Genomic DNA, 17,759 nt, shown 5'->3' on the forward strand with positions numbered 1-17,759 from the left:
GCCGTCTCCACGCCCGCTGGTGCCTGCTCCCCGCCCACTGGCGCCTGCTCCGCGCCCGCTGACCCGCGCCGTCGCCTTCGCACTCGGCGCCGTCGCGGGTTACGCCGCCGACGCCCGCTTCGCCGACCCCCGCCGGGGCCACCCGGTGGCCGTCTTCGGCAGCGCCGCGACCCGGCTGGAGCGACGGCTGTGGCGCGACGACCGGGCCACCGGCGCCGGGTACACGGCGCTGTGCGTGGGCGCGGTCGCGGCGGGCGCGCTCGCCATGGACCGTACGGTCGGCCGACGCCCGCTGGGCCGGGCGGCGCTGGCGGCGGCCGCGACCTGGACGGTGCTCGGCGGCACCTCGCTGACCAGGGAGGCGCGCACCATCGGCCGTTCGCTGGCCGCCGACGACCTCGCGGCCGCCCGGGAGCGGCTGCCGCACTTGTGCGGACGGGACCCGAGCGCGCTGGACGGGCAGCAGATCGCCCGGGCGGTGGTCGAGTCGGTCGCCGAGAACACCGCCGACGCCGTGGTGAACGCGCTGACCTGGGGCGCCCTGGCCGGCACCCCCGGCCTGCTGGCCTTCCGCGCCGTCAACACCCTGGACGCGATGGTGGGCCACCGTTCGCCGCGCTACGCCCGCTTCGGCTGGGCCTCGGCCCGGCTGGACGACCTGGCGGGCTGGCCCGGCGCCCGGCTGACGGCGCTGCTGACGGTGGCCGCCGCGCCCGAGCCCCGGACCGCCTGGCGGGTCTGGCGCCGGGACGGCTCCGCGCACCCGAGCCCGAACGCGGGCCAGGCGGAGGCGGCGTTCGCCGGCGCGGTGGGCGTCCGGCTGGGCGGGACGCTCCGGTACGGAGAGCGGGTGGAGGACCGGCCGGTCCTGGGCGCGGAGCTGCGGCCGGTGACGGTGGACGACATCGAGCGGGCCTGCGCGCTCTCCCGGCGGGTGGGCGCGCTGGCGCTGGGCACCGCGGTCGCCGGGCACGTGCTGCTGCGCACGCTCCTGAAGAAGAGGGGACGGGTATGACGAACGCGCTGCTGGTCGCTGGGACGACCTCGGACGCGGGCAAGAGCGTGGTGACGGCCGGGATCTGCCGTTGGCTCGCCCGCCAGGGCGCCCGGGTCGCGCCGTTCAAGGCGCAGAACATGTCGCTCAACTCCTTCGTCACCGCCGACGGCGCGGAGATCGGCCGCGCCCAGGCGATGCAGGCGCAGGCCGCCCGGGTGGAGCCGGAGGCCGCGATGAACCCGGTGCTGCTCAAGCCCGGCGCGGACGGTCGCAGCCAGGTGGTGCTGCTGGGCCGGCCGGTCGCCGAGGTGGGCGCGCTGGACTACCGCGAGCGCAAGCCCGTCCTGCTGGAGCGCTCCCTGGAGTGCCTGGCCGATCTGCGCCGCCGCTACGACGTGGTGGTCTGCGAGGGCGCGGGCTCGCCCGCCGAGATCAACCTGCGTGACCGCGACATCGCCAACATGGGCCTGGCCACGGCCGCCGACCTGCCGGTGGTGGTGGTCGGGGACATCGACCGCGGCGGGGTCTTCGCGGCGATGTACGGGACGCTGGCGCTGCTGTCCGCGGAGGACCAGCGGCACGTGGCGGGCTGGTTCGTCAACAAGTTCCGCGGCGACGCGCGGCTGCTCGCGCCCGGCCTGGAGATGCTGCGCGAGCTGACCGGCCGTCCGGTGCTGGGCACCCTGCCGATGCTGCCCGGACTCTGGCTGGACGCCGAGGACTCGCTGGACCTGTCCACCGTGGTGGAACGGACGGACGGACGCGGGCCGCTCGGCGCGGACGTGCTGCGGGTGACGGTGGTGCGCTTCCCCCGGCTGTCCAACTTCACCGACCTGGACGCGCTCGCCCAGGAGCCCGGCGTGCTGGTGCGCTGGGCGACCAGGCCGGAGGAGCTGGCCGACGCCGACCTGGTGGTGCTGCCCGGCACCCGAGCCACCGTCGCGGACCTCGCCTGGCTGCGCGAGCGGGGCCTGGAGTCGGCCCTGCGGGCGCGGGCGGAGGACGGACTGCCGATCCTCGGCGTCTGCGGCGGCTACCAGATGCTGGCGCACTCGATCGTGGACGAGGTCGAGTCGAAGGCGGGCGCGGTCGAGGGGCTCGCGCTGCTGCCGACGCGGGTGCGCTTCGGCGTGGAGAAGGTGCTGGCCCGGCCGGTCGGCGAGGCGTTCGGGCAGCGGGTCGAGGGTTATGAGATCCACCACGGGGTGGTGGCGGTCGAGGGCGGGGAGACCTTCCTGGACGGCTGCCGGATGGGCTCGGTGTGGGGCACCACCTGGCACGGCGCGCTGGAGAACGACGGGTTCCGCCGCGCGTTCCTGCGCGAGGTCGCCAAGTCGGCCGGCCGGGCGTTCGTCCCGGCGCCGGACACCTCCTTCGCCGCCGCCCGCGAGGCCCGGCTGGACCGGCTGGGCGATCTGATCGAGGAGCACGCCGACACCGACGCGCTGTGGAAGCTGATCGAGGGCGGGGTGCCGGCGGCCGGATCACTGCCGTTCCTCCCGCCCGGGGCCCCTGGGAGTGACGCATGAACCGGGTACGACAGGAATGGGGTACGGCATGAGTGACGTCCGCTATCCGTTCACCGCGATCGTCGGCATGGCCGACCTGCGGCTCGGACTGCTGCTGAACGCGGTCTCCCCGGCCGTGGGCGGCGTGCTGGTGCGCGGCGAGAAGGGCACCGCGAAGTCGACCATGGTGCGCGCGCTGGCCGGGCTGCTGCCGGCCATCGCCGCCGTGGACGGCTGCCGGTTCGCCTGCGACCCGGCCACGCCCGACCCGCAGTGCCCGGACGGCCCGCACGACTCCGCCGGGGCGCACGAACGGCCGTCCCAGCTCGTCGAGTTGCCGGTCGGCGTGGCCGAGGACCGGATCGTCGGCTCGCTCGACCTGGAGCGGGCGCTGGCCGAGGGCGTCAAGGCCTACGAGCCCGGACTGCTCGCCAAGGCGCACCGCGGAGTGCTCTACATCGACGAGGTGAACCTGCTCCAGGACCACGTGGTGGACCTGCTGCTGGACGCCGCCGCGATGGGCCGCTCCTACGTCGAGCGCGAGGGCGTGTCGGTGCGGCACGCGGCCCGGTTCCTGCTGGTCGGCACGATGAACCCGGAGGAGGGCGAGCTGCGGCCGCAGCTGCTCGACCGGTTCGGCCTGACCGTCGAGATCGCCGCCACCCGGGACCCGGTCGAGCGCGCCGAGGTGGTCCGGCGCCGGCTCGCGTACGACGCGGACCCGGCCTCGTTCGCGGCCCGGTTCGCCCAGGAGGAGCGGGATCTCGCCGAACGCATCACCGCCGCACGGGAGTTGCTGCCCAAGGTCGAGCTGACCGAGGTGGCACTGCGTCAGATCACCGCTGTGTGCGCCGCGTTCGAGGTGGACGGGCTGCGCGCGGACATCGTGATGGCCCGCACCGCCGTCGCGCTGGCCGCCTGGGACGGGCGCACCGAGGTGCTGGAGGAGGACGTCCGCAAGGCCGCCCAGCTGGCACTGCCGCACCGCCGCCGCCGCAACCCCTTCGACGCGCCCGGGCTGGACGAGGAGCAGCTGGACCGGACGCTGGAGGAGCACGCCCAGCAGGACGACCCGGAGCCCGAGGGTGACGGGCCCGGCCCGGACGGTGACGGCGGCGGCGATGGCGGCAGCGACGGTGGGCCGGAGGGTGGTCCGGACGACGGCGGTCCCGGTGGCGGGCCCGACGGTGGTGGCGTCCCCGAGCCGTCCGACGGCGGGCAGCAGGCGACGGCCCCGGAGGCGTCCCCGGACGCCGCCGAGGAGCCCGCGCAGCAGCCCGTGCCGGCCCAACACCCGGCCCCCGCACGGGAGTCGGCGCCGGTCGCGGCCTCGGACCCGTACCGCACCCGGCTGTTCACCGTGCGGGGCACCGGGCACGGCGCCCAGGGCCGCCGCTCCCCCGCCGAGACCAACGGCGGGCACACCATCCGCGCCCGCCGCCCGCAGGGCGCGCTCGGCCGGCTGCACCTGACCGCGACCCTCCAGGCCGCCGCACCGCACCAGGCGGCGCGCGGGCGCAGCGGTCGGGCGCTGGTGCTGCACAAGGACGACTTCCGCGAACAGGTGCGCCAGGGGCGGGAGTCCAACCTGGTGCTGTTCGTGGTGGACGCCTCCGGTTCGATGGCCGCCCGGCAGCGGATGGCCGCCGTCAAGGGCGCGGTGCTGTCGCTGCTGATGGACGCCTACCAGCGCCGCGACAAGATCGGCATGATCACCTTCCGGGGCGCGGGCGCCGAGTTGGCGCTGCCGCCCACCTCCTCGGTGGAGGTCGGCGCGGCCCGGCTGGAGTCGCTGCCCACCGGTGGGCGGACCCCGCTGGCCGAGGGCCTGCTGCGGGCGCACGAGGTGCTGCGGGTCGAGCGGCTGCGCGACCCGAACCGGCGCCCGCTGCTGGTCGTGGTGACCGACGGCCGGGCCACCGGAGGGCGGGACGCGCTCGCCCGATCGCGCCGCGCCGCCGCGCTGTTCGCGGCGCAGGGCACGGCGAGTGTGGTGCTGGACTGCGAGTCCGGACCGGTCCGCCTGGGTCTGGCCCGTACGCTGGCCGGACTGCTCGGCGGCACCGCCGTCAGCCTGGACGAGCTGCGCGCCGAGGGCGTCGCCTCGCTCGTCCGCGAGAGCCGTGCCGAGGACCGTTCCACGAACCGTATTGCCACGTCGATGCGAAAGGCGGCCTGAGCCGACATGCCCAAGGGTGTCCCTGAGAGCGTTCCCGACGACGGCCTGACGACACGTCAGCGCCGTACGCTGCCGATCACCGCCGTGCACACCGGTCCGGGCAAGGGCAAGTCCACGGCCGCGTTCGGCATGGCGTTGCGGGCCTGGAACCAGGGCTGGCCGGTCGGGGTGTTCCAGTTCGTGAAGTCCGCCAAGTGGAAGGTGGGCGAGGAGAACGCGCTGCGCGTGCTCGGCGCCTCCGGCGAGGGCGGCACCGTCGACTGGCACAAGATGGGTTCCGGTTGGTCCTGGATCCAGCGCTCCGCCGAGCAGGAGATGTCCAGCGAGGAGGCCGCCAAGGAGGGTTGGGAGCAGGTCAAGCGGGACCTCGCGGCCGAGACCTACCGCTTCTACGTGCTCGACGAGTTCACCTACCCGATGCACTGGGGGTGGGTCGACCCGGACGAGGTGGTGGCCGTGCTCCGGGACCGCCCGGGCAGCCAGCACGTGGTCATCACCGGGCGGTACGCGCCCGAGGCGCTGACCGGATTCGCCGACCTGGTCACCGAGATGACCAAGGTCAAGCACCCCATGGACGCGGGCCGCAAGGGCCAGCGCGGCATCGAGTGGTAGACCGTCGCGAGCGGTAGTGCGCTGAGAGCGGTAGTGCGTTGAGAGTGGCGGAGCGTTTCAGAGTGGCGGAGCGTTTGAGAGTGGTAGAGCATTGAGCAACATCCCCCGCCTCGTCGTCGCCGCGCCCTCCTCGGGCGCCGGCAAGACCACCGTCGCCACCGGCCTGATCGCGGCACTCGCCGCGCGCGGGCTGGCGGTGTCGCCGCACAAGGTCGGCCCCGACTACATCGACCCGGGCTACCACGCGCTGGCCGCGGGCCGTCCGGGTCGCAACCTGGACGCCTTCATGTGCGGGCCGGAGCGGGTCGCGCCGCTGTTCCTGCACGGCGCGGCGGGGGCGGACGTCGCGGTGGTCGAGGGGGTCATGGGCCTGTTCGACGGGGCTTCCGGGCGGGGGGAGTTGGCCTCCACGGCGCACGTCGCCAAGCTGCTGCGGGCGCCGGTGGTGCTGGTGGTGGACGGCTCCTCGCAGTCCCGCTCGGTGGCCGCTCTGGTGCACGGCTTCGCCTCCTGGGATCCGCAGGTGCGCCTCGCCGGGGTGATCCTCAACCGGGTCGCCTCCGACCGGCACGAGCAACTCCTGCGCGAGGCCCTGGAGGAGGGCTCCGGCGTGCCGGTGCTGGGCGCGCTGCGCCGCTCGACGGCGGTCGCCACACCGTCCCGCCACCTCGGGCTGATCCCGGCGGTGGAGCGCTCGGCGGAGGCCCTCAAGGCGGTCGCCGACATGGGCGAACTGGTGGCCTCCTCGGTCGACTTGGACGCCCTGCTCGAACTGGCCAGGACGGCACCGGAGTTGGACACCGAGCCGTGGAGCGCGCCGGCCGAGGTCACCCCGGTGGCCGGGCGGCCGCGGATCGCGGTGGCGGGCGGCGCCGCGTTCTCCTTCTCGTACGCCGAGAACACCGAACTGCTCGGCGCGGCGGGGGCCGAGGTGGTCCCGTTCGACCCGCTGCACGCCTCGGCGCTGCCCGAGGGGACGGCGGGCCTGGTGATCGGCGGCGGCTTCCCGGAGCTGTACGTGCGCGAGCTGAGCGGCAACGCCCCGCTGCGCACGGCCATCTCCGCCTTCGCGGCCGCGGGTGGGCCGATCGCCGCCGAGTGCGCGGGACTGCTTTACCTGGGGCGGGAGTTGGACGGCCTGCCGATGTGCGGGGTGCTGCCCGTCGACGCCCGGATGACCGAACGGCTCACCCTCGGCTACCGGGAGGCGGTCGCCCTGCACGACTCGCCGCTGGCCCCGGCCGGGACGAGGCTGCGCGGCCACGAGTTCCACCGCACGGTCTGCGACCCGGGCGCGGGCGAACTCCCCGCCTGGGGCTGGCGCCTGCCGACCGGCCCGCGCACGGAGGGCTTCGCAGGCGGCAACGTGCACGCCTCCTACCTGCACCTGCACTGGGCGGGCGCCCCCGCGCTGGCGTCCTCCTTCGCGGCCGCGGCGGCGACCTTCGCGGCGGGGGCGGCGTAGGCCACGGCTTCGGCACGCAACCCGGCGACATCGCGGGGTGGGCGGCTCTAGGCCGCGCGCATGCATGTGATCGTTCTCAACGGCGGGTCCAGCTCCGGCAAGTCGAGCATCGCCCGGTGCCTCCAGGAGCTGCTGCCGCAGCCGTGGCTGCACCTCGGAACGGACACCCTGGTCGACGCGCTGCCGCCCTCGCTGCGCGAAGGCGGTGAGGGCATCGGCGGCGTGGAGGACGGGGACGGCGCGGTCGAGGTCGGTCCGGTGTTCGCCGCGCTGGACGTCGCCTGGTCGGTCGGGGTGGCGGCGATGGCCCGGGCCGGGGCCCGGATCGTGGTGGACGAGGTGTTCCTCGGCACCACCGCCTCGCAGGCCCGCTGGCGGACGGCACTGGAGGGCCTGGACGTGCTCTGGGTCGGCGTGCGCTGCGATCCGGCGGTGGCCGCGACCCGGGAAGCCGCGCGCGGCGACCGGGTGACGGGGATGGCCGCCGCGCAGGCGGAGGCGGTGCACCAGGGGGTCGTCTACGACCTGGTGGTGGACAGCTCGCGGGCCTCCGCGGCGGACTGCGCCCGGGCGGTGGCCGAGCGGGTGACGGCCGACCGTTCGTAGGTCCGGCTGGGGACTACTCCCAGTCGAGCAGTGCGGCCAGGTAGCAGGCCACCTCGTCGCGCAGCTCCTCCGGCGACGGGATGTGCCAGTGCCCGCTGCCCGCCGTCGCGTTGAACAGCACCCCGTCGCACCAGCGGATCAGACGGCGGGCGTCCGCCGTCGGGTCGGCCGAGCCGCACCGGGCGAGCAGCGTGGCCGCGATGTCGGCGAAACGCCCACCCAACCGGTCGTAGACGGCGCGCAGTTCGGGCCGCCGGGTGGCCTCCAGGGCGAGTTCCAGACGCGCCAGGGTGAGCCGGCGTCCGCTGGTCAACGCCTGGTGGAGCAGGTCGGCGCCGACCTGGACGAGCAGCTCCCGCGCGGCGGCCGGGGCGGGCGCCGCGACTTCCGGGGCGGGCATCGCGGCGGCTGGGGAACCTTCGGTGAGGACCGGGTAGTCCTCGGTCTCCCGCTCGACGATCCGGGTGAGCGCGAGTTCGAGCAGCGCGGCCCTGGTGCGGGCGAGGTTCGAGGTCGAGCCGGCGGGCAGACCCGCCTCCTCGTCCACGGCACGGTGGGTCAGCCCGCGCAGGCCGCGCTCGGCGATCAGGGCGATGGCGGTGTCGGCGACCAGGGTCGGGCGCGGGGGCGTCAGGCGCGGAGACGTCATGGGTCCGATCATGGCCTCTCTCCTCGGGCGTTCCCAATTCACTACAGCGGTAGTGCCACGCAGACTACATCCGTAGTACGGTGCTGGCGGGTGCTCACTACGGATGTAGTCAGAGGAGAGGAGCCCTCCCATGGGCCGACAGCAGAACGGGCAGCAGAACAGGCAGCAGGACGGTCGACCGGACGGCAGCCAGGGCACGACCCGGCAGGCGGTCGTCATCGGCGGCGGAATCGGCGGGCTCACCGCCGCCCTCGCCCTCCACCGCCAGGGCATCCCGGTGCGCGTCCACGAGCGCGCCGACTCCCTCGAACCCGTCGGCGCAGGGCTCGCCCTCGCCCCCAACGCCCTGCGCTCCCTCGACCGGCTCGGCGTCGGCGAGCGACTGCGCGCCCTCGCCACCCCGCACCCCGCCATCGGCCTGCGCCACCCCTCCGGCCGCTGGCTGGCCCGCACCAGCACCTCGGCGTTCGAGGCCTACTTCGGCGACACGATCGCCGCCGTCGCCCGCGCCGACGTCATCACCGCCCTGGTGGAAGCCCTCCCGGCGGACACCGTCCGCACCGGCTCCCCCGCCATCCTCGTCACCCCCGGCAGCGCCACCGAACCCGCCGTCGTGCGCACCAGCGACGGGGAGCAGGAGGCCGACCTGGTCGTCGCCGCCGACGGCCTCCGCTCCGCGACCCGCGACCGGCTCTTCCCCCGGCACCCCGGCACCCGCTACAGCGGCTTCACCACCTGGCGCGCCATCGTCACCCCCGGCCGCCGCCCGGACGCCGCGGGCGAGGTGTGGGGCCGCGGGCAGCTCGCCGGCATCGTCCCGCTCGCCGACGGCCGGGTCTACGTCTACGGCGCCGCCCTCGCCCCGGCCGGCGAACGGGCCGCCGACGGGGACGAGCGGGCCGAACTCCTACGCCGCTTCGGCGCCTGGTGCGCCCCCGTACCGCAGCTGTTCGCCCTGGCCGAGCCCGACCGCGTGCTGCGCCACGACGTCTGGGACCTCGCCGATCCGCTGCCCGCCCACCACCGCGGCCGGGTCGCTCTCCTCGGCGACGCCGCCCACGCGATGTGCCCCTTCCTCGGCCAAGGCGCCTGCCAGGCCATCGAGGACGCCGTCGTCCTCGCCTCCCCGCTCACCCCCGCCACCGACCCGGCAGCCGCCCTGCCCGGCTACACCGCGGCCCGCCTCCCCCGCACCACCGCCGTCACCGCCGCCTCCCGCCGCATCGGCGACCTCGCCGCCCTCCGCTCCCCCGCCGCCACCCTCCTGCGCACCACCGCCCTCACCCTGGCCGGCCTCCTCCCCGCCCGCGTCCTCCTCAGCCGCTCGGCCCCGACGTACAGCTGGCAGCCCCCGGCCCTGGGCGACGCGGCGTGAGAGCGGTCGGCATGCGGTGAGCTACCCGTCGGTGTCCTTCGGGTGCCTCGGCGAGGCGTAGACGAAGCGGACGGTTCGGGCCGGCTCGTCCACCAGGTACCGCACCCGACCACCGGCGGTCACCTCGTACTCCCGCTGCGGCAGCTCGACACCGCCGAAGACTCTGGCCGCCAGGCGCCCCCGCAGCCGGTGCTGCCGGTCAGGGTCCCGCGTCGAGAGCGGATCCGCCCGCAGCGACTCGAAGCAGCGGCGGGCGTTCCCGGGCGCTTCGGCACACAGCTCGCTCCAGCCCTTGGCGGCCTCGCTGGTGCCGAACCGGAGCCGCCACTCACCGGCGACGGGTGGCGGCGGGACGTCGTCGCCGCGCTTGGGGCTCACGGCTCGACCACCTCGCCGTGATCGTCGCCGCGCTTGGGGCTCACGGCTCGACCACCTCGCCGTGATCGTCGCCGGGAAGGGGCCTGGCGAGTTCGGCAGCCAGTTCCGGATCGGCGAGGACTCTGGCCGTGGCACGCCATTCCGCTATCACGCGGTGCAGACCGGCGTGCACGTCCAGCTCGACCACGTCACGCGTCGCATCGACGAGGTCGACGACGAACTCACGGACCTCCCCGGCCGACAGGTGCCTCACCCAGGGGAAGACCACGGGAAGCGCCAGCAACACGGTCCGCGCCCCCTCGTCGCTGGCGATCAGCGCGGCGAACAGGCGCGTGGTGACGTCCGCCGTCTCCTCGCGCTGACGGTCGTGGCGCTCGGTGGTGAGGTACAGGTCCTCGCCGTCGCGCCGCGTGACGCGCACGCGCTGGGCCCGCTCCACGGTGTCCGCAACGCGCTTGGAGTTCTTGGAAAGTTCTGAGAACGACACGGTGGGGATCGACATGACTCGACCATGGTTCGGAATACATTCCGAAGTCAATCGCCATCGAGCCCACAGCGCAGCCGATGTCAGCGGGTGTCGCGACAATGCGCGCCATGAGTGACGCCGCCCCTCCGGTCATCGCCGAGTACTGGGACGCGGCCGCGCCGGCCTTCGACGGGGAGGCCGGCCACGGGTTGCGGAAGGAGGCGGCGCGGGCCGCCTGGCCGCGGCGGGCCGGGGCCGAGCAACTGGCGGCGGCCGTCCGGCCGTTGGTGTCCGAGCTGCGGGTCGAACCGCTCGGCGGGGAGGCCGAGCTGTGGGGCGGCCGAGCTGTGGGGCGGCCCGGTGGACGACGAGCGGTACGCGCTGGTGGCGCGCCACTGCGCGGCCCTCAGGGGATACGCCTCACGGGCGCCGCCCGCCGAAGACGGCGCTGAACGGATCGGCCCGGCAGCAGGCGACACAGCGCAACCGGGTGTAGATCGACACCGCGCCCATGAAGACGTCCTCGCGCCCGTCGGCCGGGGACTCGGAGGCGGCCGGCTTCCCGCAGTCCAGGCAGGGGCGCCGGGGCCGGGCGGCGACGGAGCAGTCGCGGCAGATCAGGTGGGTCGGGTGCTCGGCGTGGACGACGACGGGCTGCGGCCCGCCGTACAGCAGGTGGTCGCACCACGTGCAGGACTCGTCCGCCTGCGAGGCCAGCATCCGGGCCCGGGTCTCCTGCTGCCACTTCGCCGCCTTCTGCACCGGCACCTTCACCGGCGGCCCCCACCCGGCGGCGGCGAGCCACCGGGCGCCCTCCACCCCGGCGGCGCGCAACTGGTCGTCGACGGCGATGTCCCTGGGCGTCTTCTCTTTCATCGCGGATCGCGGTCCTCTCCTCCGGTGGGCTTCCACCGGAGACAACGCGGCCGGGACACCCCCGGACACGCGGAACCCGCCTTGCGGGGCGTCCTCCGGCTCAGAGGATCGGCCCGGCGCCCCCGTCTGCGATGAGGAGCCTGCGGACCGGGCCGGCGGGTCAGCCGGTGGCGCGGATGTAGATGTCGGCGGCGCCGGCGAGGCCGCCGGGGATGGTGGCGACGTAGATGCGGCGGGCGGTGGGGGCGTGGGTGGGGAGGGTGGTGGGGGGTGGGGTGGGGGTCCCGGTGGGGGTGGGGGTGGGGTCGTCGGGGGTGGGCTCTTCGGGGGCAGGGGACAGCTCGGGGGCGGGGTCCGAGGGGTCCGAGGGGTCCGGGTCGGCGTCCGGGGAGGGGAGGTCGGTGGGGGTGGGGGCGGGGGTGGCCGACGGGGTGGGCGTGGGTGGCGGCGGGGCGTCGGGGAGTTCCGGGGCCTCGGCCGGCTCGTCGCCGCCGAGGGCGGCGAGCAGGTCGGCCGGGAGGGGGGCGACGGCGCCGGGCGAGGGGAGGTCGTAGGCGCTGAGGAAGTCGCCGAGGCCCGGGGCCTTGCCGCCGCCGAGGCGGTAGTGGAGGTAGGCGACCGGGGCACCGTCGGAGGTGTGGGTGTAGACGGCGCCGACCGGGACGTAGAAGCGGCCGGCCCCGGGGTGCTGGGAGGGGTGGAGGCCGGCCAGGCGTTCGGCGCGGTCGCGGTCGGTCTCGCGGCCGGTGCGGCCGACGGTGAGCGCGTTGACGCCGCGCACCACGAGGGCGGCGCCGACGGACACGCAGAGGACCAGCCCGACGGCGACGGTGCGCCGCAGGACCGGTCGGCCGTGCAGGGCGGGCCAGGAGTCGGTCACCATGCGCTCGGGTGGGATGCCGTCCACGGTTGTCTGTTCCCCGTTCGATCAGAACGCTCGATCAGGGCATCTGATCAGGACGTTCGTTCGAAACGCCTGATCATGACGCCACACTCTGCTCGACGTGGGACCGTAGCCGAGAGTTCCTCAGCCGAGGTAGGCGGGGGCGACCGCGGCCCTGGTGACCGGCCGCGCGCTGCCCGAGCCGTCCGCCGGGACGGTCCACAGGTCAGCACCGTAGTCGCCGGGCAGGGCGTAGACCAGGGCGCCCTCGGCGGACCACAGCGCCTGGTCGTCGATGTTGCGCTGCTCGGCGGTGGCGGTCTCGGCCATGGTGGCGAGGTCGAGCACGTACAGCCGCCACGGGGAGTCGGCGGGCAGGCCGGGGACCCGCTTCTTGTACGCGACGCGGGTGCCGTCCGGGGAGAGCGAGGGGCATTCGACGTTGTCGTGCAGGGCGGTGAGGGTGCGGGCGGTGAGGTCGCCGCGGACCAGGTGGGTCTTCCCGGCGCTGGCGAGGGTGGCGTAGAAGGTGGTGTCGTCGGCGAAGGTGACGCCCCAGATGTTGATGTCGTGCGCCTGGTACGGGTGGCCGTCCAGGAGGACCGCGAAGTCCTCCAGGTTCTCCCGCAGGTTCCAGTCCCTGACGTCCACGATCGAGGTGCGGGTGGAGAAGTCGCTGCCCGCGTACGAGTCGCCGCTGACGAAGACCGTCCAGGCGGCGAGGTGCCCGGACGGCGAGACCCGGGAGCGGGTGGGGATGCCGGCCGCCGGGAAGGAGCGCAGTTCGCGCAGGTGGCCGTCCAGGACCACGGCGCGGTAGGTGTCCTCCAGCGTGCCGCGCTGGGCCTGGAGGCAGATGCCGGTGCCGGCGGCGGCGTGGAAGCGCAGGCACTGGACGCCGGAGGCGGTGCGCGGACCGTCGGGGCGGTCGGCGGGGACGGTGGTGATCTCGTCCCGGTGCGGACCCCAGGCCATGTTGCGGAACAACAGCTGTCGTTCGCCGGACTGCACCTGTAGTGACACCGGGCCGGGTTCGACGGAAGGCCCGCCGGGCTGCGCCCGGTCCCGACGGGCGGTACGGTCGGCGGCGTGCAGGACGGCTCCGGTGCCGACCGCGCCGAGCAGCACGACGGCGACCAGCAGGATGATCATCCTGGTCCGGTTCGGCAGGTTCATCGGGTCTCCTCCGCGGTCTCCTCCAGGGCCTTCCGGGCGTTCTCAGCGCCGGGCCGGCGCAGCACCACCGCCGCGCCGAGCACGCACAGCGCCAGCGCCCCCGCCGACCAGCCCAGCGCCGCCGGGCCGCCGACCGCGCCCCACAGCGCGCCGAACAGCAGCGAGCAGGCGAACCGGGCCAACGCCTGCCCGGTGCCGACCAGGGCGAGCCCGGCGCCGCGCTGCTCGGCGGGTACGGCGTCGGCGGCCGCGGCGGCGAGCACGCCGTCGGTGGCCGCGTAGAAGGTGCCGTGCAGCACCAGCACGCAGAGCGCCACCGGCACCCCGCGCAGCGGCGAGAGCAGCAGTCCGTACGCCAGCAGCAGCACCCCGTGCCCGGCGAGGAAGAGCCGGTGGCGGCCGATCCGGTCGGCGAGCGCCCCGAGCGGGACGGCGAGCAGCAGGAAGGCGGCGGCGGTGCCCAGCGGCAGCAGCGGGAACAGGCCGACGTCCAGGTCCAGCCGGCGCTGGACGAGCAGGTAGAGGAAGGAGTCGCTGACGGTGGTGAGGCCGAGCAGGACGGCGCAGAGCGTCAGCCGGCGCAGCCCCGGCAGCCTCAGCAGGGCGAGGCCGGCGCGCAGCGTGGGCGGCCCGGTCGGCACGTCGTCGCCCTGCTGCCGGTTCGGCACGAACAGCAGCAGGATCAGCACCCCGAGCGCCGCGACGCACGAGCTGACCGTGAACACCGCGTCGTAGCCGTGCCGTTCGCCGCCGTCGGCGAGCAGCGGGCCGCCGGTCAGCCGCAGCACCAGGAAGGCGGTGAGCGGGCCGAGCAGGGCGCCCGCCGTGTCCATCGCCCGGTGCACGCCGAACGCCCGGCCGCGGTGGGCGGGTTCGGTGGCGAGCGAGATCATCGCGTCCCGGGGCGCGGTGCGCAGGCCCTTGCCGGTGCGGTCGACGGCGATCACGGCGCCGATCAGCGGGACGGTGTGGACGAGCAGCAGCAGCGGCCGGCACAGCGCGGACAGCCCGTAGCCGACGGCCGCGACGGCCTTGTGGCGGGCGGCGCCGTCGCGGCCGCGGCGGTCGGAGAGATGGCCGCCGACCAGCCGGACCAGGGCGCTGAAGCCGTTCTGGATGCCGTCGAGCAGGCCGAAGCCGAGCGGCGAGAGGCCGAGCCCGGTGAGCAGGTAGAGGGGCAGGACGGCGGTGACCATCTCGGAGGAGATGTCGGTGACCAGGCTGACGGTGCCGAGGGCGAGGACCGCGCCGGGCACGGCGCCCCGCCGCGCCGCACCGGACGCCGGTTCGGCGGACGCCGGTGCGGCGGACGCCTTCGAGGTGCGGGAGTCGGCGACGTACACGGGCGTCAGCTCCCGATGCGGAAACTGCCGGAGCTGCCGAGGGTGCGCGGTCGTGCGAAGGCCATCGGGTCCTCCGGGTGTCGGGGTTTCCTGGGTGGCGGGAGCGCCGAAAACAGTAGGAGCACCACAGTGTCGTGTACCGCACAAGACAAGTGAAGAACAGGCGAACAGCTGCCGCGATTGACCCGTTCCGCCCGGCCGTGGTGGGATCGCCGGAGCTCGGGACGAAAGGGTGCAGACGTGAGCGGACGGGTCGCCACCGCCCCGCGCACCCTGGTGGTCGGGATCGGCGCGAGCAGCCGCGCCGAACGGACCGAGGTGCTGCGACTGTTGGCCGACACCCTCCGGGAGGCGGGCCTGGACCGCTCCGCCGTGGCCCGGCTGGCCACCGTGGCGGGCAAGGCGGACCATCCGGCGGTGCGCTGGGCGGCCGCGCACCTCCCCGGGGTGCCGGTGGACGAGCACCCGGCCGAGGCCCTGGCGGGCGTGCCGGTGCCGAACCCCTCCGCCCTGGTCGGTACGGCCGTCGGCACCGCGAGCGTGGCCGAGGCGGCGGCGCTGGCGAGCGCGCCGGGCGGCCGGCTGGTGATCGCCAAGCGGAAGTCGGCGGCGGCGACGGTCGCGATCGCCCGGACCGCGCCCAGCCCGTACCCGCCGCACCCCACCCGCCCGACCGAACCCGAACCCGAGCCCGAACCCCCGCAAGGAGACCCCGCGTGACCGCCCCCGAACCCGACCTGCGCCACCACGGCGACGCCGAGGTGCGCGCCGACGGGCTCGGCCTGGTCGACCTCGCCGTCAACGTTCGCACCGGTACGCCCCCGACCTGGCTGCGCGAGCACCTCGCGGCCACCCTCGGCGACCTCGCCGCCTACCCCGACCAGAGCGCCGCACGCGCCGCGGTGGCCGCCCGGCACGCCCGCCCGGTCGAGGAGGTGCTGCTCACCTCGGGGGCAGCGGAGGCCTTCGTCCTGCTGGCCCGGGTCTTGACGCCACGTCACATCGCCGTCGTGCACCCACAGTTCACCGAGCCGGAGGCGGCACTCCGGGACGCCGGGCACCGGGTGCACCGGGTGCTGCTCTCCCCCGAGGACGGCTTCCGGCTGGGCGCCGTGCCCGAGGAGGCGGATCTGGTCGTCCTCGGCAACCCGACCAACCCGACCTCCGTCCTCCACCCCGCCGAGGCCGTCGCCGCGCTGGCCCGGCCGGGGCGCACCCTGGTGGTGGACGAAGCCTTCATGGACACCGTGCCGGGCGAGCGGGAGTCACTGGCCTCCGTCCGCGACCTGCCCGGCCGGGTCGTGGTGCTGCGCAGCCTCACCAAGACCTGGGGCCTGGCCGGGCTGCGGATCGGCTATGTGCTCGGGCCGGCGCCGCTGATCGCCGACCTCGGGGCCGCCCAGCCGCTCTGGCCGGTCTCCACCCCGGCGCTGGCCGCCGCCGAGCTGTGCAGCGGCCCGGCGGCGCTCGCCGAGGCGGACCGGGCGGCGGCCGAACTCGCCCTCTGGCGCGAACACTTGGTGAAGGGCCTGGCCGCGTTCCCCTCGGTGCGACTGTACGGCGAACCGGCCGCCTCCTTCGTCCTGGTACGGCTGCCGGACGCGGCCGCCGTCCGACAGCGGCTGCGCGCGCACGGCTTCGCCGTCCGGCGCGGGGACACCTTCCCGGGGCTGGGCGAGGAGTGGCTGCGGATCGCCGTCCGGGACGAGGCGACCACCGACCGCTTCCTCGACGCCCTTGAGGCCGTGCTCGGTTCGGCCTAGCCGCCGCGCCCGGTTCGGCCTAGCCGCCGCGCCCGGTCCGGCCCGACACCGAACCGCGGCCCGGCACCGAACCGAGCCCCAGCGCGAAGCCGCGCTCAGTCCAGCGCGAGCCGGTCCCCGGTCCGGATCGTGCCCGGCACCAGCACCTGGGCGTACACCCCCGCGCAGGGCAGCGCCGGCATGCCCGCCAGCGGCACCACCCGGTTCCGCTCGGCCGGGATGCGCAGCGCCTCGGCGCGGCGGGGCAGCGGTCCGTGCCGCAGGGTGGGGACGGCGCAGCGCGGGGTGGGTGCGAGGACCCGCAGCCGCAGCGTCGGCCCGATCGTCAACTCCCGCCCCACCCAGGCGTTCTCGACGTACCCCTCGCCCTCGGTGCGGATCACCAGGTTCGGCCGGTAGCGCTCGGGCTCGCTGCCGGTGGCGTGCAGCGTCGAGGTGGTGATCAGGTGCAGCGGGGCGAAGTCGAAGAAGCCGCCGTCCGGTGCGGCGCGGCCCAGCTCGTTGACGGTGAAGTCGGTTTCGGCCGCGATGCCGCGGGCCAGCACCTCCTCCGGTACGGCCCGCTCGACGGTCGCGCCGGGCGGGCGTTCGGCGATCAGCGCGACCTCGCGGCCGAGCGCTTCGGAGAGCTCCCGCTCGTCTGTGCCGCGCCCGTCCGGGCCGGTGATCGCCGCGCCGCCGCCGGCCGTGGTGCGGGCCGTGTACCCGAGCAGGGCGGCCCAGAGCCGGGGGTGCTTGGCGCTGGCCACCCGGCCGGTGGCCAGGTCGAGCAGTGCCCGTTCACGGTCGCCGGTCAGGCCTCGGCCGGTCACCTCGGCCCGGTCCAGCTCCTCACCCAGCAGGCCCTTCACCGGGTAGCGCCGCAGCCGCTCGACCGTGCCGGCCGTCGGGTGCCCGGTCACGCGGCGGCCGCCCATTCCCGCAGTTTCGCGAAGTCCTCGGCCAGCAGGCCGATCCGGGGGTTGACGTGCAGGGCGAGCGCCGGCCCGGGGTGGTGGGTGGCGATGAACTCGGCGTCCTGCGGGCCGAGTTCGTCGTCCACCCAGACGAACGGTCGCCCGGCGGCCCAGGCGACCACGTCCCTGGTCTTCCAGTGCAGGCCGTCCGCATTCTCGCCGAACAGGTCGGACCATCGGATGTACGGGAGTTCGGGCAGGCCGATGTGCGGGCCTATGTGGGTGTTCGCCTCGCCCATCCATCCGGTGGCCCACACCAGTTCGTACGGCAGCGCGAGCAGCTCCTCGCCGTGCGACGGGTTGAGCCAGACCCGCAGCGGCTTGACCCGGGCGGCGGGAGGCTTGGCGTGGCGGGCGCGGGTCGCCTGCCGGGCCTGGACGGCCGCCAGGTGCTCCTGTTTGGCCACCCACCAGGCGGGGCGCAGCCGGTGGGTGTCGTAGCCCTCGGGCTTCCGTTTCGGCGCGGCGTAGGGGTTGAGCGGTCCGTCCACGTCGAGCAGGAGCAGGGGCTGCTGGGTCATGCACGA

General features: G+C 75.4%; 19 protein-coding genes. 10 read left to right on the forward strand and 9 right to left on the reverse strand.

What is annotated here, in order from left to right:
* The first annotated feature begins 19 nt into the window (after positions 1-19).
* The 6 genes from QWJ13_RS24150 to cpt all read left to right on the forward strand — a co-directional run bounded on the left by QWJ13_RS24150 (position 20) and on the right by cpt (position 7,367).
* Positions 20-1,015 (forward strand): cobalamin biosynthesis protein, encoded by a 996-nt coding sequence (locus QWJ13_RS24150; protein ID WP_316527012.1) that lies wholly within the window; start codon positions 20-22, stop codon positions 1,013-1,015.
* A complete protein-coding gene (locus QWJ13_RS24155) occupies positions 1,012-2,526 on the forward strand; it encodes a cobyric acid synthase (protein WP_316527014.1) in 1,515 nt (504 codons plus the stop codon). Before QWJ13_RS24150 ends, QWJ13_RS24155 begins: the two co-directional genes overlap by 4 nt.
* A gap of 28 nt (positions 2,527-2,554) precedes the next feature.
* A complete protein-coding gene (locus QWJ13_RS24160) occupies positions 2,555-4,684 on the forward strand; it encodes a putative cobaltochelatase (protein ID WP_316527015.1) in 2,130 nt (709 codons plus the stop codon).
* A 6-nt stretch (positions 4,685-4,690) separates the two neighbouring features.
* Complete coding sequence (cobO, locus tag QWJ13_RS24165) at positions 4,691-5,296, forward strand: cob(I)yrinic acid a,c-diamide adenosyltransferase (protein WP_316527017.1); 606 nt, start codon at positions 4,691-4,693, stop codon at positions 5,294-5,296.
* Positions 5,297-5,387: 91 nt separating this feature from the next.
* Positions 5,388-6,761 carry a cobyrinic acid a,c-diamide synthase CobB gene (locus QWJ13_RS24170; protein WP_316527018.1) on the forward strand — a complete coding sequence of 458 codons (1,374 nt, stop codon included), beginning with the start codon at positions 5,388-5,390 and terminating at the stop codon, positions 6,759-6,761.
* A 60-nt stretch (positions 6,762-6,821) separates the two neighbouring features.
* The gene (gene cpt / locus QWJ13_RS24175) at positions 6,822-7,367 is read left to right on the forward strand and encodes a chloramphenicol phosphotransferase CPT (protein ID WP_316527019.1); all 546 of its coding nucleotides are present in this window, start codon (positions 6,822-6,824) and stop codon (positions 7,365-7,367) included.
* Between the two features lie 13 nt (positions 7,368-7,380).
* On the opposite strand, the gene QWJ13_RS24180 is transcribed toward cpt, so the two are convergent.
* Positions 7,381-8,016, reverse strand: a complete 636-nt coding sequence (locus tag QWJ13_RS24180) for a TetR/AcrR family transcriptional regulator (RefSeq protein WP_316527020.1) — start codon at positions 8,014-8,016, stop codon at positions 7,381-7,383.
* Positions 8,017-8,146: 130 nt separating this feature from the next.
* Here QWJ13_RS24180 and QWJ13_RS24185 point away from each other — a divergent pair, with 130 nt between their 5' ends.
* Positions 8,147-9,391, forward strand: coding sequence for an FAD-dependent monooxygenase (locus QWJ13_RS24185; RefSeq protein WP_316527021.1), 1,245 nt, complete (start codon positions 8,147-8,149; stop codon positions 9,389-9,391).
* A 21-nt stretch (positions 9,392-9,412) separates the two neighbouring features.
* On the opposite strand, the gene QWJ13_RS24190 is transcribed toward QWJ13_RS24185, so the two are convergent.
* Together QWJ13_RS24190 and QWJ13_RS24195 are read right to left on the reverse strand one after the other, a co-directional pair.
* Positions 9,413-9,769: a hypothetical protein gene (locus tag QWJ13_RS24190; RefSeq protein WP_316527023.1), complete on the reverse strand. Its 357-nt coding sequence runs from the start codon at positions 9,767-9,769 to the stop codon at positions 9,413-9,415.
* A 40-nt stretch (positions 9,770-9,809) separates the two neighbouring features.
* The gene (locus QWJ13_RS24195; RefSeq protein ID WP_316527024.1) at positions 9,810-10,271 is read right to left on the reverse strand and encodes a prevent-host-death family protein; all 462 of its coding nucleotides are present in this window, start codon (positions 10,269-10,271) and stop codon (positions 9,810-9,812) included.
* Between the two features lie 92 nt (positions 10,272-10,363).
* Between QWJ13_RS24195 and QWJ13_RS24200 the strand changes: the two genes are divergently transcribed.
* Complete coding sequence (locus QWJ13_RS24200; RefSeq protein WP_316527420.1) at positions 10,364-10,687, forward strand: hypothetical protein; 324 nt, start codon at positions 10,364-10,366, stop codon at positions 10,685-10,687.
* On the opposite strand, the gene QWJ13_RS24205 is transcribed toward QWJ13_RS24200, so the two are convergent.
* The 4 genes from QWJ13_RS24205 to QWJ13_RS24220 all read right to left on the reverse strand — a co-directional run bounded on the left by QWJ13_RS24205 (position 10,656) and on the right by QWJ13_RS24220 (position 14,513).
* Entirely contained in the window at positions 10,656-11,111 is a 456-nt protein-coding gene (locus tag QWJ13_RS24205) for a hypothetical protein (protein WP_316527422.1), read from the reverse strand. The two genes, QWJ13_RS24200 and QWJ13_RS24205, sit on opposite strands and share 32 nt — an antisense overlap.
* Before the next feature lie 160 nt (positions 11,112-11,271).
* Entirely contained in the window at positions 11,272-12,018 is a 747-nt protein-coding gene (locus QWJ13_RS24210; protein ID WP_316527025.1) for a hypothetical protein, read from the reverse strand.
* 120 nt (positions 12,019-12,138) lie between these two features.
* On the reverse strand, positions 12,139-13,170 hold the full coding sequence (locus QWJ13_RS24215) for a TolB family protein (protein WP_432277592.1): 1,032 nt from the start codon (positions 13,168-13,170) through the stop codon (positions 12,139-12,141).
* A complete protein-coding gene (locus QWJ13_RS24220) occupies positions 13,167-14,513 on the reverse strand; it encodes an MFS transporter (protein ID WP_316527026.1) in 1,347 nt (448 codons plus the stop codon). The genes QWJ13_RS24215 and QWJ13_RS24220 overlap by 4 nt, the downstream gene beginning before the upstream one ends.
* A gap of 240 nt (positions 14,514-14,753) precedes the next feature.
* Here QWJ13_RS24220 and QWJ13_RS24225 point away from each other — a divergent pair, with 240 nt between their 5' ends.
* Both QWJ13_RS24225 and cobC read left to right on the forward strand, forming a co-directional pair.
* Positions 14,754-15,233, forward strand: coding sequence for a cobalamin biosynthesis protein (locus QWJ13_RS24225; RefSeq protein WP_316527028.1), 480 nt, complete (start codon positions 14,754-14,756; stop codon positions 15,231-15,233).
* Positions 15,230-16,276, forward strand: a complete 1,047-nt coding sequence (gene cobC, locus QWJ13_RS24230) for an Rv2231c family histidinol phosphate aminotransferase CobC (RefSeq protein WP_316527029.1) — start codon at positions 15,230-15,232, stop codon at positions 16,274-16,276. Before QWJ13_RS24225 ends, cobC begins: the two co-directional genes overlap by 4 nt.
* A gap of 95 nt (positions 16,277-16,371) precedes the next feature.
* Here cobC and QWJ13_RS24235 read toward each other — a convergent pair whose 3' ends face one another.
* Both QWJ13_RS24235 and QWJ13_RS24240 read right to left on the reverse strand, forming a co-directional pair.
* Positions 16,372-17,193: an MOSC domain-containing protein gene (locus QWJ13_RS24235; protein WP_316527030.1), complete on the reverse strand. Its 822-nt coding sequence runs from the start codon at positions 17,191-17,193 to the stop codon at positions 16,372-16,374.
* Entirely contained in the window at positions 17,175-17,753 is a 579-nt protein-coding gene (locus QWJ13_RS24240; RefSeq protein ID WP_316527031.1) for an HAD domain-containing protein, read from the reverse strand. The genes QWJ13_RS24235 and QWJ13_RS24240 overlap by 19 nt, the downstream gene beginning before the upstream one ends.
* Positions 17,754-17,759: the final 6 nt, after the last annotated feature.

The organism is Kitasatospora brasiliensis, from assembly GCF_032654805.1.
In the GTDB taxonomy this organism is placed as follows: Bacteria; Actinomycetota; Actinomycetes; order Streptomycetales; family Streptomycetaceae; genus Kitasatospora; species Kitasatospora brasiliensis.